At 46.7% G+C, this 16,915-nt stretch carries 17 protein-coding genes; 5 read left to right on the forward strand and 12 right to left on the reverse strand.

What is annotated here, in order from left to right:
* Positions 1 to 299: 299 nt before the first annotated feature.
* From gpmA to pdxR, 3 genes are all read right to left on the reverse strand, one after another.
* Positions 300 to 1,043, reverse strand: a complete 744-nt coding sequence (gene gpmA, locus UQ64_RS21690; RefSeq protein ID WP_060625530.1) for a 2,3-diphosphoglycerate-dependent phosphoglycerate mutase — start codon at positions 1,041 to 1,043, stop codon at positions 300 to 302.
* Between the two features lie 474 nt (positions 1,044 to 1,517).
* Positions 1,518 to 2,303, reverse strand: a complete 786-nt coding sequence (locus UQ64_RS21695) for a helix-turn-helix domain-containing protein (protein WP_060625531.1) — start codon at positions 2,301 to 2,303, stop codon at positions 1,518 to 1,520.
* Between the two features lie 172 nt (positions 2,304 to 2,475).
* On the reverse strand, positions 2,476 to 3,984 hold the full coding sequence (gene pdxR / locus UQ64_RS21700; protein ID WP_060625532.1) for a MocR-like pyridoxine biosynthesis transcription factor PdxR: 1,509 nt from the start codon (positions 3,982 to 3,984) through the stop codon (positions 2,476 to 2,478).
* A 143-nt stretch (positions 3,985 to 4,127) separates the two neighbouring features.
* Between pdxR and UQ64_RS21705 the strand changes: the two genes are divergently transcribed.
* From UQ64_RS21705 to UQ64_RS31790, 3 genes are all read left to right on the forward strand, one after another.
* The gene (locus UQ64_RS21705) at positions 4,128 to 4,745 is read left to right on the forward strand and encodes a pyridoxamine 5'-phosphate oxidase family protein (RefSeq protein ID WP_060625533.1); all 618 of its coding nucleotides are present in this window, start codon (positions 4,128 to 4,130) and stop codon (positions 4,743 to 4,745) included.
* Positions 4,746 to 4,923: 178 nt separating this feature from the next.
* Positions 4,924 to 6,225 (forward strand): aminotransferase class I/II-fold pyridoxal phosphate-dependent enzyme, encoded by a 1,302-nt coding sequence (locus UQ64_RS21710; protein ID WP_060625534.1) that lies wholly within the window; start codon positions 4,924 to 4,926, stop codon positions 6,223 to 6,225.
* A gap of 150 nt (positions 6,226 to 6,375) precedes the next feature.
* Positions 6,376 to 6,498, forward strand: coding sequence for a YjcZ family sporulation protein (locus tag UQ64_RS31790; protein WP_209445857.1), 123 nt, complete (start codon positions 6,376 to 6,378; stop codon positions 6,496 to 6,498).
* 143 nt (positions 6,499 to 6,641) lie between these two features.
* Here the strand turns inward: UQ64_RS31790 and UQ64_RS21715 are convergent, their stop codons facing one another.
* The 5 genes from UQ64_RS21715 to UQ64_RS21735 form a co-directional block, all read right to left on the reverse strand.
* Positions 6,642 to 7,862: an ABC transporter permease gene (locus tag UQ64_RS21715; RefSeq protein ID WP_060625535.1), complete on the reverse strand. Its 1,221-nt coding sequence runs from the start codon at positions 7,860 to 7,862 to the stop codon at positions 6,642 to 6,644.
* 1 nt (position 7,863) lies between these two features.
* On the reverse strand, positions 7,864 to 8,610 hold the full coding sequence (locus tag UQ64_RS21720; RefSeq protein ID WP_042130869.1) for an ABC transporter ATP-binding protein: 747 nt from the start codon (positions 8,608 to 8,610) through the stop codon (positions 7,864 to 7,866).
* Complete coding sequence (locus UQ64_RS21725; protein ID WP_060625536.1) at positions 8,607 to 10,109, reverse strand: DEAD/DEAH box helicase; 1,503 nt, start codon at positions 10,107 to 10,109, stop codon at positions 8,607 to 8,609. The genes UQ64_RS21720 and UQ64_RS21725 overlap by 4 nt, the downstream gene beginning before the upstream one ends.
* Before the next feature lie 97 nt (positions 10,110 to 10,206).
* On the reverse strand, positions 10,207 to 10,983 hold the full coding sequence (locus UQ64_RS21730) for an SDR family NAD(P)-dependent oxidoreductase (RefSeq protein ID WP_060625537.1): 777 nt from the start codon (positions 10,981 to 10,983) through the stop codon (positions 10,207 to 10,209).
* Positions 10,984 to 11,011: 28 nt separating this feature from the next.
* Positions 11,012 to 11,467 carry a chemotaxis protein CheX gene (locus UQ64_RS21735; protein WP_060625538.1) on the reverse strand — a complete coding sequence of 152 codons (456 nt, stop codon included), beginning with the start codon at positions 11,465 to 11,467 and terminating at the stop codon, positions 11,012 to 11,014.
* 253 nt (positions 11,468 to 11,720) lie between these two features.
* On the opposite strand from UQ64_RS21735, the gene UQ64_RS21740 reads away from it, so the two are divergent.
* Together UQ64_RS21740 and UQ64_RS21745 are read left to right on the forward strand one after the other, a co-directional pair.
* Positions 11,721 to 12,623 carry a LysR family transcriptional regulator gene (locus UQ64_RS21740; protein ID WP_060625539.1) on the forward strand — a complete coding sequence of 301 codons (903 nt, stop codon included), beginning with the start codon at positions 11,721 to 11,723 and terminating at the stop codon, positions 12,621 to 12,623.
* A 69-nt stretch (positions 12,624 to 12,692) separates the two neighbouring features.
* Positions 12,693 to 13,502 carry a histidinol-phosphatase gene (locus UQ64_RS21745; protein WP_060625540.1) on the forward strand — a complete coding sequence of 270 codons (810 nt, stop codon included), beginning with the start codon at positions 12,693 to 12,695 and terminating at the stop codon, positions 13,500 to 13,502.
* A gap of 92 nt (positions 13,503 to 13,594) precedes the next feature.
* Here the strand turns inward: UQ64_RS21745 and UQ64_RS21750 are convergent, their stop codons facing one another.
* The 4 genes from UQ64_RS21750 to UQ64_RS21765 all read right to left on the reverse strand — a co-directional run bounded on the left by UQ64_RS21750 (position 13,595) and on the right by UQ64_RS21765 (position 16,843).
* Complete coding sequence (locus tag UQ64_RS21750) at positions 13,595 to 14,335, reverse strand: NADPH-dependent oxidoreductase (protein WP_060625541.1); 741 nt, start codon at positions 14,333 to 14,335, stop codon at positions 13,595 to 13,597.
* A 175-nt stretch (positions 14,336 to 14,510) separates the two neighbouring features.
* Positions 14,511 to 15,053, reverse strand: a complete 543-nt coding sequence (locus UQ64_RS21755) for a GNAT family N-acetyltransferase (protein WP_060625542.1) — start codon at positions 15,051 to 15,053, stop codon at positions 14,511 to 14,513.
* 34 nt (positions 15,054 to 15,087) lie between these two features.
* Positions 15,088 to 16,032, reverse strand: a complete 945-nt coding sequence (locus tag UQ64_RS21760; protein WP_060625543.1) for a metallophosphoesterase — start codon at positions 16,030 to 16,032, stop codon at positions 15,088 to 15,090.
* Positions 16,033 to 16,051: 19 nt separating this feature from the next.
* The gene (locus UQ64_RS21765; protein WP_060625544.1) at positions 16,052 to 16,843 is read right to left on the reverse strand and encodes a DUF3891 family protein; all 792 of its coding nucleotides are present in this window, start codon (positions 16,841 to 16,843) and stop codon (positions 16,052 to 16,054) included.
* Positions 16,844 to 16,915 lie beyond the last annotated feature (72 nt).

A 16,915-nucleotide genomic window follows, 5' to 3' on the forward strand; every position in this document is an offset into this window, starting at 1 on the left:
CGTTGACATCTACTGCATTACTGAGTCCAGGGTTGCCGCTCGATTGAAATTGTCTGCTCATTGGTGAGTGAAATGTATAGTTTCATTCTGAAGATTGAAAGTTATAAGGCCGCTTCTAGAGAACAAGTATAGATAACAAAAAATAATACATAACAAAAATTAACTCAGCCACCAATTCACAAAAATAATTCACAAAAACCCCCCTTCGCTTAAAAACACACTAACAACAAAAGGACAACCCTGCGGCTGTCCCTTAATCTGTTCAAGTAATTAGCTGCTCTTTGCACCTGCTCCCCCTCTTACACATGTCCCTGCTTAGCAACATCGCGCGCCTTGGCGGCAACCTGTTCCGGATCTCCTAAATAAAAGCGGCTGATTGGATTAATATTCTCATCCAGTTTGTACACGAGGGGTACGCCGGTAGGAATATTGAGTTCCAGCAAAGCAGCCTCATCAATATCCTCCATAAATTTGATCAACGCTCGCAGCGTATTGCCATGGGCTGAAATGAGCACCCGTTCCTTTTTACGCACAAGGGGGACAATGCGGTTTCTCCAGAAATCACCCACACGATGTACGGTATCCTCCAGACTCTCGCCGCGCGGGATGTCTCCTGATCGAACGCTGCTGTAGCGAATATCGTTTCTGGCATACCGAGGATCATCCAGCTCCAGCAGTGGAGGCCGAACCGATAAACTGCGTCGCCAGAGATGCAGCTGAGCATCACCGTATTTAATCGCCGTTTCACTTTTACTAAGTCCCTGAAGTGCGCCATAATGCCGTTCGTTCAGCTTCCAAGACTTTTGCACCGGAATCCACAGCAGATCCATTTCATCGAGAACATAGTTAAGTGTTTTGATCGATCGTTTGAGTACCGATGCAAAAGCAAGATCAAACGTATATCCTTCATCCTTCAACAGTTTGCCAGCAGCCTTGGCTTCTTGGATACCCTTCTCTGTTAAATCCGGGTCACTCCAGCCCGTAAACAAATTCTGCACATTGTACTGGCTTTCACCATGACGTATAAGCACGATTTCATACATTTTATCTCTCCTCCCGCCTGTAGCTCTGGAACTCTGTCACTTCATGCAATAGATCACTGTGATAATCTTTAGTATGGGCGTTTTTCCACCAATTGAATGTAAGATATGCAACAGAATGCAAAATTACCCTCACAGGAGTTTAATCTATTGTATCAAATATACATTTTTATATTTCAAAAAAAACCGGAAGCCTATTGGCCCCGGTTATTTAAAGTCTTTGGTCATATCCAGTGATTATATACCTGATTACTCAGTTTAGAACCAGCTATCTATGGCAAAAGCACTCGACTGTTTTAATCGTTTTAAACGGTTTCTAAAAAGCCCTGCGCCTCCACTTTTACAATCGGTGTTGCAGATTCGGCGTCTGATCATCATCCCATATGTCTCCCCTTCCAAGAAGTTATGTAAATTCTCTGTAAACTAAACTGCAAAGTATTTACCCTTGGATGAAATAACTGAAACAACGAATGGGAATCAGCGGATCTCAGATGGACTTTTTCCGGTATACTGCTTGAACTGGCGGCTGAAAAAGAAAATGTCACGATATCCAAGCGCATCTGCTACCTCAGTAACATTCATTCCTGCGTAGAGCAGCAAATGCTGAGCACGCTCAATCCGGGCTCGAATGACATAAGATTGAACGGATGAGCCGGTAAGCTCCTTAAACTTAATTGAAAAATACCGCGGCGACAGCCCTGCACGTGCAGCAAGATCCTCTACGCGATGCGGAATTCCGGGATGCTGGCTCACATAGTTCGCTATTTCGTGAATAATCTCTGTTAAATGGTTGCTAGCATAACGTTCTACAGGCTTCACACGGTCCTCCCTGAGCAGATGAATCATTAGTTGCTTTAGAACAAGCTGCCCTTCTTCCTCAGCCGCGTACGTATCCACTAGGAATAGCCGAACGTAACGAGCAAGCAGATGCTCAAATTCAACCGTTTCTGCAAGTACGCGATAGGGCAGCGGAATATCCGTCACCTCTCCGGTGACATCAAAATGAATATATGTAAGGACAAGCGGTCTTTGCGGATTATGAGTAGCACTTGTATGGTCACCAGGACGGAATAAGAAGCAGCTTCCCTTGCCCACTTGGAAGGGTTCCCCGTTACGTATAACCGTCCCTTCCCCGCTCCATACATAGAATAAATCATAATTTTGCAGCGACTTCTCTCTTTTTTGCCATTTCCAGCTTGGTTCGCACACAATCTTCGCCAAGGCAGGTAATATAACAAAAGAGGACGGCGATGCGTGCAGCATAACGTTCCCTCCTAAAAGTTTTGTTAGCATAAACTACTTTGAGTTCCTTCGCAAAACTTGCTTCGTAAGCATCCGCTTTGTTTTGTTAGCATAATCTACTTGAGTTACTCCGCAAAACTTGCTTCGTAAGCATCCGCTTCGTTTGGTTTTGCATCCCCATCATCATACCTTGTCATGTTGCACTTTGTACATCTTCCCATGCCAAAAGCAGACGCTTTATTCCTTCCTCCAGCTCCACAGCATTCAGATGGGCAAAAGCAAAACATGCGGCTGGCTCCCCCGGCGAAACTTGATACAACAACGCATCTCTGAAATCTGTGCCGCTCCTAAGCGCCGCTGCCCGGAATGCCACGAACTCTTCTCTACTGCGCAGCCACCGCGCATATACTTGCAGCCCTGCGTCGCCAGGCAGCAGTTCAAACAACTCCTTAAGCTGTTTCGACAGCATAGTCCTGAGGATGCGACCGCGTTCGCCATAAATGCGGGTCATCCGGCGCAAATGACGACCATAGCCGCCAGTGTTCATAAACCGCGCCAATGCACGCTGTTCCAGCAGTCCAACTGGCAAGGGCTCATATAACGCCTTGGCGGCGATCGTCGGCTTCACTAGAGAGGGTGGAAGCACTGCAAAGCCAAGCCGAAAGCCAGAAAACATCGTGTTAGAGAAAGAGCCAACATACACGACCCGTTCGCCGCGATCTAGCGCTTTTAATGGCTCAATTGGACGTCCTGACCACCGGAACTCACTGTCATAATCATCTTCAATGATTACCGCTTCATGTCGCTGCGCCCATTCCAGCAAGGTTCGCCTCCGTTCCAAAGGCAGCACCACACCTGTAGGAAATTGACGGCTTGGTGTAACAAACAACAGGCGCGCATCCCAATCCTCTGGAATAAGACCACTATCATCCAGCTTTCCTACCAGCAATCGTCCCCCATTGATCTCTACCGCTCGACGAATCCCATGAAAACCCGGGTCCTCGACAACCGCTGCGCTTCCTGCGTCAAGTAGCAGCTGCGTCAAAATAACGATGCCTTGCATCGAGCCACTAAATAATACGATATGCTCTGCATTCGCACGAATCCCGCGGGTAATCCGCAGATGCGCAGCAATCGCTTTCCGAAGTCCTTCATCTCCTTCGGGGGGACAAGTGCTTTGCAGCAAACCGCCTTCCTTCCCTCCGGCATACGACAGTGCACTGCGCCATTCGGAGTATGGAAAATGCTCCATCCGCAGACCACTACTTAAGAAGCTAACAACATTCTTGCTACGCTTCTCATACAAGGGTGTCGGGCGCGCGAGCAGCCGCTCTCCCCATGCCGAAAGTGGGAGCGCAGCAGTCTCCGATGCACTACCTCCCCCAGCAACCTCTGCCGCTTCAACCAAAGCCATATTTTTACGTTTAATATCTCCAGAAGTTGAACCAAAGCTATCTTCTGATACGAATGTTCCCCGCCCAGTCACCGTCCTTACATAACCATCAGCGAGCAACATTTCATACACCTGCGAGACCGATCCGCGCGATAAGTCATAGTGCATTGCCAGACTTCGTGTAGACGGCAGCTGAGTGCCACCCGGAAGAGTTCCCTCCAATATTGCAGCGCGAAGCGCGTGATATAACGCTAGATATTTGTAGCGGTGTATCGCCAGATATTGATCGTATGCCAGCGTGATATTCATTGTTTCCCTCCTTGGCCTGCAAGTGGTCCATTAAAAACTATCTTAATTGGTCCTTTTTAATTGTCAACTACTCCACTATTCTTGAAAGAACATTTTCATTGGAGCAAACGCTCTTACACAATTAAGAAAAGGACGTGATCCCTATGCGCAGAAAAGAATTTCAAGTAGATCAAGAGGAAGAATTGGTCTCTTTTCTAAACGGAATGAGCTTTGGTTTTCTCGGGACAAGCGATGAACAGGGGCTGCCGCGGGTGACACCGCTGAATTTTGTGTATACAGGTGGGTGTTTCTATTTCCACGGCAGTCATGCTGGCGGCAAAATGAAGGCAATCCGCAATAAGCAGAAGGTCTGCTTTACCGTAGCGGATGAGTATGCACTGATTCCGTCTTATTTTAGCGATCCAGAGATGGCCTGCCCAGCAACCGCATATTTTAAAAGTGTTACCGCCTACGGCACAGCAGAGCCCGTTGAAGACATTAACGAAAAAGCCATTGTACTCTCCTTGTTTATGAAAAAACTCCAGCCCGAGGGCGGCTATATTCCCATTGATGCAGAGGACCCTAAATACCGTCCCCGTCTAAAGGGCGTCGCGGTAGTGCGCATTACCCCAGATGAGGTCACGGCAAAGTTTAAGTTTGGGCAGAATTTGAAAGAAGAAGGACGGTCTGGAGTTATTTCCGGCCTATCTGAAAGAAATCATCCACGTGATGAAGAAACCATTGAAATGATGAAAAAATACTGCCCCTACCACTCCGAATAATAGATACGGAAAAGCCAGTCTCTCGTACAAAATAAGCACTTGGTATAGTATATAACTTAAACTTCCTTAAATTTTAAAAAAACGTATCTTTCCAAGTGACGGTTGCTAGTGGCGGTGATATAATGTTAGGCAATGTTAACAGTATGTATCCCCAAAGAACCCTGGAAGGATGAAACTGATGAATCCACTAGCTGGACAATTAAACGAAAGTATCAAAGCAGGAAATGAACATGTATATGATATGCTCTCTACGCTTGGCAAAGAAATTTACTTTCCTAAGGAGGGTATCCTGAGTCAATCTGCTGAAGCAGGAGCTCACGCCAAGAAATACAACGCAACCATCGGTATTGCTACCGAAGGTGGTGTACCTATGCACCTCGGCGTCATTCAGGATAAACTTTCCGCTTTCAGCCCTAAGGATCTGTATAGTTACGCTCCTCCAGCAGGTAAACCAGAGCTGCGTACTGTATGGCGTGAAAAGATGCTGCGCGAAAATCCATCGCTAGAAGGCAAAACCATCAGCAATCCCGTTGTAACCAACGCCCTGACTCATGGGCTTAGCATTGTCGCTGACCTCTTCGCTGAGCCAGGTGACGCGATCATCTACCCAGACAAGAACTGGGAGAACTATGAATTAACCTTCGGAATCCGCCGTCATGGGGAAACCGTTAACTATCCACTTTTCACAGAAGAAATGACCTTTAACAGTGCGGGTCTTGAAGAAGCACTTCTGGCTCAAAAAGAACGCGGAAAAGCGATCGTTCTGTTGAACTTCCCTAATAATCCTACAGGATATACTCCAGGGATTAAGGAAGGCGATGAAATCGTCGCAGCTATCCTTCGTGCGGCTGAGGAAGGCATTAACGTGGTTGTCGTAAGTGATGATGCCTACTTCGGACTTTTCTTTGAAGACTCACTAAAGGAATCATTATTTGGTAAGCTTGCTCATCTGCACCCACGTGTACTTCCAATCAAAATTGACGGTGCGACCAAAGAAGAATTCGTCTGGGGTTTCCGTGTTGGCTTCATCACTTATGCTTCAGAAGACAAGGATTTGCTGGCTGCCTTGGAGCAAAAAACACTAGGTATCATTCGCGCCACTATCTCCAGCGGTGCACACCCGTCACAGACCTTCGTACTGGATGCACTGAAATCTCCACAATTCGAAGAACAAAAGGACGAAAAGTTCCAAATCATGAAAGGCCGTGCGAATAAGGTAAAAGCGCTGCTCGATAGTGGCAAATACGGTGATGATGTATGGACGTATTATCCTTTTAACTCCGGATACTTTATGTGTCTGAAGCTGCATACTGTTTCGGCTGAAGCTCTTCGGCTTCACCTAATTCATAATTACGGACTGGGTACTATCGCTCTCGGAGAAACGGATCTGCGTATTGCCTTCTCTTGTATCGAAGAAGATCAACTCGAAGATCTGTTCGATCTTGTATACGCAGGCGTTCGTGATTTGGAAAAAGCTTAACAAATCTTTCATATTACCTACAATCAGCTCCGCTTCTGCGGGGCTGATTTTTTTCTGGACTCCTCCGGCATTGGCCTATACATGCTTCTCTCTCCGCACATACAATACGATGTACTCAAGTACAATACACACACCGAAAGGGGAATGAACATGAGCGAAGAAGTAAGAGGCGGATTTAACGGTTGTTGTGGAGGCGGCCCTTTCACAAGCACTGGTGCCATTCTGGTTCTCTTTATCCTGTTGGTTATCATCAGCCGTTCACTCTGGGTCTAACTAGAGATGACAGTCACGGGAGAGAGCCTTGAGCTCTTTCCCATTTCCCGTGGTACATCTCATTTCTGATACGTGAAAAAAGGCTCTCTCATCCGTAGAATGCTCTACTTTTGAGAAAGCCTTTTTTATTTTGAATGAATCCCTTACAAATCCTCGTCAGCCATCCGTGCCGCTTTGCGGGACAAGTATGCCTTAAACAGAAAGGATACCAGAATACCTGCTGCGAAGGTGCCGATCACTGGCAGTAGTCGGTCACCTATAGAGGCTAAGAAAGGCAAACCAAGAATCAGTGCCACTACCAGGTGCGCGCGGAAAACGAATCGTGTTGTGTTATCCGCCTTACTGCCTTCAGGAAAGGGATACACTGTCAGCCAAAAAGACTCACTGTGCAATTTGCGAAGTGCCGACAACTGCACACCAATAATAAACAGGAAGAACAAATAAATCGCGGTGCCGAAATAACTGTCATGGTTCAACCAATTCAGCAACAAGGCCAGCACCGAAATCCGCATGATGATTCCGAAGATATCTCCCCGGGCGAAGCTTTTGGTCAGCAGATAGCGGTAAGCCGTATCCTTACGCCAAGGCAGCCGTGCACCCCATTTGGAAAGATAACGTCGAGGATATACCCGTTGCTCACGGCCCGGCACATCCACGAACCAACCCAGAACCATCAGCGCGCGTCCACCTTGATTCTTTTCCATGGTGATTAGTCTTTCCCAAGGCACGGCGTGACGTGCAGGTACAGACAGCGCAACCAGATAGGCTGCTGCTAATAGCACCATAAATATTAGGCTTCTTCCGGAATGCTGCCACAACCAAGCGGCAATAATTAATCCTCCTACTGCCCAGCGTAAGAAAGTGAATATACCTGCCATCGGACGCGACAGCATAGCTATCTCTTTCCATAAGCCGTAACTCGCGATTAGCTTCACAGCAATCAGAATCAATATTGTAAATAACAGTCGCTTAGGAGAGTCATCTGTACGTATGTACAACGGCCAAAGAGTAATAAGTACAAATAACAATCGAATAATCTTCCATACGTTTCCACTCACCCACGAAGGTGCGAAATATTCCTTCATCCGGTGACCTTGAGGCAGTAGAAAGATCGTATCTGGAGTCTGCAAATAAGTTCGGAAGCTGCTATGCACTGCCGCAGGCAGCAGTATTGCAAGCATAATCCAGCGGATAGGAATACCTTCAGGCACATTCTGTAACAACGATGTATACCAAGCTGAGAAGACAATCAACACAAAGAGGAAGACCATAGCTACGCCGCTTTGAATGATATATCCCACATAAGGAAGCATACTTCCCATGAATCGACCTCGCCGCGTGCGCCGCAGCTCTTTCAAATCCATATTATTTCCCTCCCTGAACCAGCTCGTAGAACAGCTGCTCCAAAGTCAGCCCCTGTAGTCCAGTGGTTGCGGCTATTTCTGCCAGCGTTCCCTGAGCAATCACCTTACCTTTATGCAGCACAATAAAGCGGTCGCAATAATTCTCAATGGTAGAAAGAATATGAGAGCTTAGCAGAATAGAGGAGCCTGATTTTTTCAGATCCATCATGAAATCAAGCAGAGAACGTATGCCCAACGGATCCAGCCCTAAAAAAGGCTCGTCGATGACATATAACGCAGGACGTGCCACGAAAGCACACATGATCATGACCTTCTGCTTCATCCCTTTGGATAGATGAGTCGACAACGTGTCCATCTTATCTTCCATATGGAACAGCTTGGCTAGATGTAAGGTGCGAGTTTCGTAATCACTTTGTTCTACCCCATACGCTCTTGCTGTAAATTCAACATGCTCACGTACTGTCATTTCATCATACAGAAGAGGTGATTCAGGTACAAAAGTCAAAGCATTGTGATATCCGATTGGATCTTCAGCACGGGTCTTACCCTTTACTGTGATATCGCCCTTATGGGGCGACATCAATCCTAGAATATGCTTCATGGTCGTACTTTTTCCTGCTCCATTTAAACCAATCAATCCAACCATTTCACCAGGCTGCACCTGAAGTGCAATATCATGCAGCACCGGCTTATTCAGGCTGTATCCACCACTGAGGCCCGTAATTTGCAATACGGGAGAATTATTCATTGACCGTCACCTCTCGGAGTTTTGTCTTTCAACCACTTTGGTGCTCCCTTATTTTTACGGTTCTTCTCACGTTCTGCATTGCTGCTGCGTTTACTCCGTGCAGGAGTTGCACCTCCACGTGCGCCTGCAGAAGGATTCACACTGCGCTGAGCATCGCGCTGTGGTTCTACGCTTGCCTCATTTGTCTGAATCGTAGCCAATCTTTTGACAGGTTGCTGCCCTGTGCTGGCTGTAGACGGCTGAACGACTGCACTCCCTGATGTTCTCACCTGTGGTTTGCTGCTACGCGGAGAAGCTCCATCGCGGCGTTGTCCACTGCTCTCATTACGTCCCCGTCCACTATTCAAAGCGTTGCGCGCTTCATCTGCTGCTAGTGCCTTGCCCCCGACCATTTCCCGCTCTTCAAGGGCAATATCCAGTTCACGCGCAAATTTACGCATAATAAAGGTCTGCTGCTCTGTCACAATCGTTACGGATAATCCGCGTTTTCCCATCCGACCCGTACGACCGGCACGGTGTACATAATGCTCGGAATCAAAGGCAGGATCGAAACTGACTACCAGTGACAAATTCTCAATATCCAATCCTCTGGCAGCCACATCACTGGCAACAAGCACACGGAATTTCCCCTCGCGGAAACGTGACAATACATTACTGCGTGTTACTTTATCAGCATCACCGTAAAGTGCCGCTGCGGTTAGACCAAGATGGTTCAGCTTAGCCTCTACCTCTGCAATATCATCAGTAGCATTCACGAACACAATCGCCTTATCTGGGTTGTAATGACGGATGACCCGACGTAGCATATCTATTTTGTTACGTTCTTCCGTTACGACGTAATGATGCTCTAAACTCTCTGCTGTCATTACACCAGGCGCAATTCCAACCTCTGCCGGGTTCTTCATTTCACGATTAGCCAAGGCTTTCGTCTCTGGTCCAATCGTTGCAGACAGCATAACAAGCTGGCGCGAACGCAACGCACTGCTAACGATTTTCGTTACCTCTCCGGCTCCGCTTAGCTGAAACATTTGGTCCGCTTCATCTAGTACAATCGTGCTGACTTCATGCATCTTCAACTTACGAAGTCCAATCAGCTCCCGGATCCGGCCGGGGGTTCCCACGACAAGCTGTGGATGCTCACGCAGCTTGTCAATCTGACGTTTGATGGCTGCCCCGCCAATAAGACCCATTACTCGAATCCCACGGTGTTCGCCATAACGTTCCGCCTCGCGTAAGATTTGCATCGCCAGCTCCTGTGTAGGGGCGAGCACCAGCTTTTGGACCACCTTCTGCTCCGGGTTGATCGTTTGAAGCAGAGGCAACAGATAGGCCAAGGTCTTACCCGTTCCAGTCTGGGAAGCAGCTATAACATCTCTTCCCTCCAGCAGAAGTGGAATCGTCTGCTCTTGTACCGGGGATGGGGCGTTAATACCGAATTCCGACAACCGGTTAGCGAGGTCTTCCTGAATGCCGATAGCCGCAAAAGAAGCTTTATTCATAAGTGTAATTCATCCTTTTCGCTTGAGATAATATCTTCATTATATGCCAAAAAGGCCTCTCCACCAAATGGAAGGCCAATAATGCTGACGGCAGGCTCTATTTTCTGTTCATCGCATTATAAGTAAGCTTGTCCGCCAGCCGAGGAAACAGACCGTAAAGCCGAATACCAAACCCTGCTAGACCCGGAAGATCAATCTCTTCTTTGCCAGTTTCCATGACCTTTACGATCTTGGAAGAGACATGCTCTGGTGTCATCATCATCCGAGCTACGCTCTTTTCATAATTGCCAGAAGGGTCAGCCGTTTTGAAAAAATCAGTGGCAATGGGACCAGGGTTTACGGCTGAGACGATAATTCCGCTCTTCCGCAGCTCCTGACGGAGTGCATTCGTGAATCCGAGAACAGCATGCTTGGTGGCTGTATAGGCTACCGATTTGGCTGTACCAATCTTCCCTGCCATAGAAGCCACATTGACGATCTGGCCACTTCCCCGCTCTAGCATATGTGGAACAACAGCCTTCGTACAACGAACAATCCCCATGTAGTTAACATCCATCATATCGTCAAATTCATGGGATTCCATCTCCGTAAAAGCTGCAAATTTACCATACCCCGCGTTATTCAGCAAAATATCGATTCTGCCGTATGTCGCCAAAATCTGAGCAAAGGTCTCCTCAACAGCTGCCGCATCCCTTACATCACAAGTATACAGTCCAAAAACGCCCGAAATACCGGCCGCCGTTTCTTTCAGCTTGTCTTCAGAACGTGCCACCAGGATCGGAATCGCACCACGCTTACTAAGCATTTGTGCTGTTAGTGCACCAATCCCGCTTGACGCTCCTGTAATCACAACAATCTTATCTTTGAGTTCCATAAAAAGTATTTCAGCTCCTAACTCTTGCCTAAGAGATCATCACCTGAATATCCATCTCTCCGACTCCATCCATCAACAATGGAATACTAAGTGCTCTGCGAGGCAAAAAAGACATGCTCTCAAGCTTCATAATTTGGGGCGGGCTTATATCCACCGAAACTCCCTGATTATATAGAATCGTACTGGCATTCCCACTGATCATATTGCCCAGCTCTGAAATTGCACTCTGACCCATCTCATCCATCTCCGTAACCACATAGCCGCCCATCATAATCGATACCATTCGCAGGGCTACCTGCTCCGCGATACCAAATATAATATTTCCGCTCAGCTGGCCAGTCATTCCCACTTGGATCCATATATGATTATCGATCAGTTCAATTTCTTTAATGCCTAAATTCCCAGTGGAAGGCGAGACCTGAATCACTTGTTCTATAACTGTCCGTGCAGATTCTAAAAACGGATTAATTACTTCTGCTTTCATGAAAGTCCAGTCTCCCCCTTTATCGTGCTTTAGTCATATACCAAAAGTCCCAAGTAATATGGATTTATTATACTTTATATATCGGCACAATTCAGCAAAAATTAATGTATATGTCGAATTCGAACCCAAGTTTGTTTATGCTGTAACATTGCTCTGTCGGGTATTATCTCCTATAATTTAAATCAAATGCCAACATGGAACGTAAGATATCACCCCATCACTCTCATATTCGCTTGTCCAAAGGAGGTATTCCATGAACATCAGCCAGCTGGAGACATTAATAACGATCTCCAAAACGATGAGCTTTCGCAAGGCCGGAGAACTGCTTAACTTGACCCAGCCAGCGGTTTCAGCACAAATCAAGAGCCTTGAAGAAGAGTTCAAAACACAGCTGGTTGACCGGAACCAGCCTGTTACGTTAACCGATCGAGGGACAGTATTTCTGGAGCATGCGGAACAAATTGTGGCGATTGTCGAGGAGCTTAAACAAAGACTTGCAGATCTTGAAGATAATCCCCAAGGACATATTATTCTCGGCACTACTACCTCTATCGCCATTCAAATTTTACCGCGTATATTGTCCTATTTTAAAGATCAGTTCCCTCATATCAAAACATCTATTTCCTCTATGTCCTCGTCTCAAATTTATCAACATGTCGAAAATGGCATTGTCGATGTCGGCATCGGCTATTTGATCGGGCGTAGTCCGAGCATGACTACTTCCATTCTTTATTATGATACGTTCGAGTTGGTGGTTTCACCTAGACATCCCCTGGCTCAAGTTAAGACCGCAGGTATAGAAGCCCTAAACAAAATCCCGCTAATTCTGCTCTCACCAGATACAGTGGGCCGTAAATTTGCCGATGAGGTATTCACCAAGCATGGCATAGAGCCACAGGTAATTATGGAGCTGACCAGCAGCGAGGAAGTAAAACGGATGGTAGAGCTTGATTTGGGCGCAGCTATTATTTCCAAGCAGTCAGTGACCGCTGAGGTTCGAGCCGGTTCCCTCAAAATTGTGCCTATTATTGAATTAGAAGTCACGCATCCTGTAGGTGTTATAACAAAGTCTGGGAAATACGTGAACTCTGCCATGCGACAGTTTCTTAGTGATCTCAAAGGTATGCCGGAGACACAATTTATTGGGTCTGAGTAAAAAACACCCACAATGTAGAATCTATACTTCTGAGCTTATTGCATAACCCTGTTTAAAGGAGCTGTTTTGATGAAATTTGACCTGCATACACATCATATCCGCTGTGGCCATGCCGACGGAACGATTAGAGATTATATCGAAGCTGGAATTTCAGCGGGTCTAGGGGTCATAGGCATTTCTGACCATACCCCATATTTCGGGAGCCCTTCTGAGCAAGCTTTTCCTCAAATTGCTATGGCTAAGTCTGAATTTTCAAATTATGTCGAGGAAGTCCTTTCCCTCAAAAAAGAATACGAAGGTGTGATCGACGTGCTGCTAGGCATTGAATCAGACTACTTTCCTGAGCATGCAGAGCTATACCGCAAAACATTATCCGCGTACCCTTTTGATTATGTGATTGGATCGGTACATAGTGTTGGTGGCGTTAGCATCTTTAACAAAGGTCGCTGGAAAAAGCTTAGTAAGAATGAACAGATTCGCGTAAAATCTGATTATTATCGATTGATCGCTGATTCTGCCCGTAGTGGCATGTTCCAAATTCTCGGACACATTGATGCGATGAAAGGGAACTATCCAGCCTTTTCGGATATCCCTGCTCCCAAGCCGATTGATGATTGTCTAAAAGTGATCAGTGAATGTGATGTGACGATCGAAATTAATACTTCAGGCGGAACCAAGCTGGTTGGAGGCTGGTATCCATCAGCAGATATACTGGAGCGCGCACTGCATTTTGGCGTAGAGGTTACTTTTGGTTCGGACGCACACAAGCCCTCCCGGATCGCAGAAGATCGGGATGCGGTAGCTGCACAGCTCAAAGCGATAGGTTTTACACATTGGGTTTATTACAAGCAGCGCGAGAAAATTAAAGTTTCTCTGTAAACAAGTATAAACAAATGCACCAAGCGTTATTGGTTTAGGGGTGGGGTTCACCCTCCTTTAAACCAATCTCCGCTTGGTGCATTTTCATTTATTTATAAGTTATCGCAAGTAAACCCTTGCTTCTTCAGAGTGCGCTTCGCATCTCCATATTCCGGATTGATATCATAAAAATGAGCAATCGTGCTCGTCCAATCTCTCTCCGTTAATCCCTGCTGCTGCAAAAATTCACGATGAGTTTGATTATACGCCTTCAGGAGCCCTTCCACATCTGGGTTGTATTGTTCCTCATGATAGACGGCTTCCATCGGCAGCCGCGGCTTCTGAGTGGCCTCTTCGGCTGGATATCCGACACAGAGCCCGACGATAGGGAATACGTACTCCGGCAGCTTCAACAGATCAATAACGCCTGCTGTATTTCGCCGGACACCCCCAATAGGGATGATTCCGAGTCCCATGGATTCTGCCGCTGCAATCGCGTTTGCCACTGAGATACCGACATCTGTAGCTCCAACGAGCAGAGCATCTACATCTTTTACCGCTTCAAAAGACTTGCCTTCCACTCTACTTGCTAATTTCGCTCTATAGAAGTCCATGCAGAACACCAGAAAGACGGGGGCTGCTGCTACATGCTTCTGATTGCCGCACAAGACCGAAAGCTGCTGCTTACGCGCAGGATCCTTGATAGCTATAATAGAGACCTGCTGTCCATGAATCCATGAGGGCGCTGCTTGGGCGGATTCGATCATTATCTTTAGCTTCTCCGGCTCCACATGTAGATCAGAATACTGCCGGAAAGAACGGTGATTCATTAACGTCTGTATTACATCATTCAAGATGTTACGCCTCCTTCTCAATTCATTTGACTGTTTATTAATCATAAACGATAAGATTACGTCCTGACAAAAAAAATGGACCCGAATCATCGGGTCCCAAAGCATTTATATTTTTAAAAGGGGGTCATGTACTTAGTTTAACCGGACACTGTTAGAGTTTCATAACGGCATTATTTCATTTGTGTAACAATGTGAATACTTTCATTACATCGTCCAAGGATCCTACTCTGGGCATTACTCGCTCCAGCATCATACCGTTCTTAAGCATCACACGTTCGGATCTAATATTATCTCCTCGGCAGCGTCCTTCGATCCGTGTTATCCCAAGCGTATGAACACTGTAATTCAAGAATAAGCCCACCGCTTCTGTCGCCAATCCGCCTCCCCAGAAAGCCGGGTCTAGCATATATCCTAAAGTGGCCTTGCCCTCATGGCGGTTCCAATGCTGTAAAGCAACAATACCGATCAACTTCTGCTGCTCCTTCAAATAGATACCCGCATGTAGCGCGCAAGGATCGAATGCGAATAACATCCGGTTCACCAGCTTCTCCACCTGAGCAAGGTCTGATCCAGCGCCGGTGCGTATTTGAATATGAGCTTGCACTTCTGGATGGGAGAGCAGTTGCTGCAAATGACAAGCATCCTCAGGGAGAATCATCCTAAGGTCAACCTCCACACCTTGTTGCGTCTGAAACAATACTGCCTCATAAGTGCTCATACTCTCTCCCCCTCTATGCAGCTAAATGTTCAGCCTATTCATCCGATGAATGGTGCAACGTAAGCACCGTTAATTCAGGTCTACATAGAAAACGAAAAGGCATGACAGTTTCGCCAAAACCTCTATTCACATACACTGGCATGCGCTTGGCATCTGTATAATACAATCCATTTATGTATTTTTGAGATCCATATGGGGTGAATGGCGCACCTACAAACGGTAGGCGAATCTGTCCCCCATGGCTATGCCCAGATAGCTGTAAGTGAAATGAATGCGCCTGTGCTATATCAGCATAATCGGGTTCATGCATCATCAGAACGGTGAAGGTTCCTGCGGGCACACCACTGAGTGCCTTCACAGGATCAGGTTCACCATGCAGCAGATCATCCAATCCCGTTACAGCCATAACTGCTCCGCCCCTTTTTAGAAGATAGGATTCATTCCTTAGCACTCGGAAGCCAGCAGACGTAAGCAGATCGATTATCCGCTTCGTATTTTTATAGTCATGGTTACCTAGAACCGCATACTTCCCTAGTGGAGCACTCAGCGCAGCCAATACAGGTATGGCCTCTACAAGATCTTCAGGGTTGCTGTCCACTATGTCACCTGTAAAGCATATAAGATCCGGTTCTGCCTTATCTATACGTTCTGCAAGCCGGGCCAGATCACGAGCATCCTTATTGAACCCAAGGTGAGTATCACTGAAATGGACAACCTTCATCCCTGAAAAAGCAGAAGGAAGATCTTTGAACGACAGTTTCAGCTTAGTAACCTGAATCCAGTTTGGCTCCCCTTGCCAAGCGTAACCACTTGTAAGCAAACCAGCGCCGATTACAGTAGCCGCACCTCGAGCCAGGAATTGCCGGCGGGTCATTGTTGTTTTGCCCTTAGATCGCCGTCCAGAGGCACTAGAGTGGGTATCTTTACCAGAATAATTATTTTCCTTATTGGGAGAAGCCCCAGACGATTGTATCTTCATACGGAGTTTCTCCTTCCCTTCAGCTTTCGTTTCGAGCCGTCAGTACAATTCTACATTTTTCTTCGGGCGTATCACTGTATGCGGGTGCAATGCCTCTCTTAGCAATTTCTGTTTTTTGGACTCGTTTCATCATAAAAGCAACTTCTACCGTCTTCTTAAATGGAAAAGGATCCAGCACTAACGTTGACTTATCTTTCCACTCCACGGTTATTGTACGGCCTGACGTAAAGCTGAAATCTTCACTGCCAGAGAACCCTTCACGCCACCATGGATGCTCCTCTGATTTCGGGCTGCCCGGCTCATTTAAGGCCAAATATAAGGATAAGTCATCGCAGAACTCTAAAAGGCGGGCATCATAATACAGCTCATCCTCACCAATCGGTTTGGATACTTCCAACTCCCGGTGAATACGGGATCTACGTTCCTCTTCATGCTCTTGATATAAAGTCAGTTCTGGATAATCCAGTCCTGAAATCTTAATGAGTCGTTCAAAATGCAAGCTGCACAGGAGCGCTCCATACGGTGTCCGCGCCTCGATCTCATCAAGTCCTCGCTTATAAAAGGTCAGCTTCGGCACTACAGGAAAATCAATAAAGCTGTAAGGTGCGTGCTCCGCATCGTTCCAAAAGGGCGTCTCATCCAGATCAATCCAGCCCCGGTCATGTTCAGCTACCGCCCAAAGCACCTCATCTCGGCGTCCTTCTTCTGGCACATGCTCTTCCTTGAACCAAATGGCAAGCTCTCCAGCTAACTTCCCGTGATCATGCTGTTTAACCATTACAATTGCTCCATCATGCTCCCGACAAATCACGATTATTCCTCCCTGTTGTTCCATACCTAACGTACGTTAACAATGGATATTATAGCATATGCTATTCATTCC

Origin of the sequence: Paenibacillus etheri (assembly GCF_001012825.1) — a bacterium.
GTDB lineage: Bacteria > Bacillota > Bacilli > Paenibacillales > Paenibacillaceae > Paenibacillus_AQ > Paenibacillus_AQ etheri.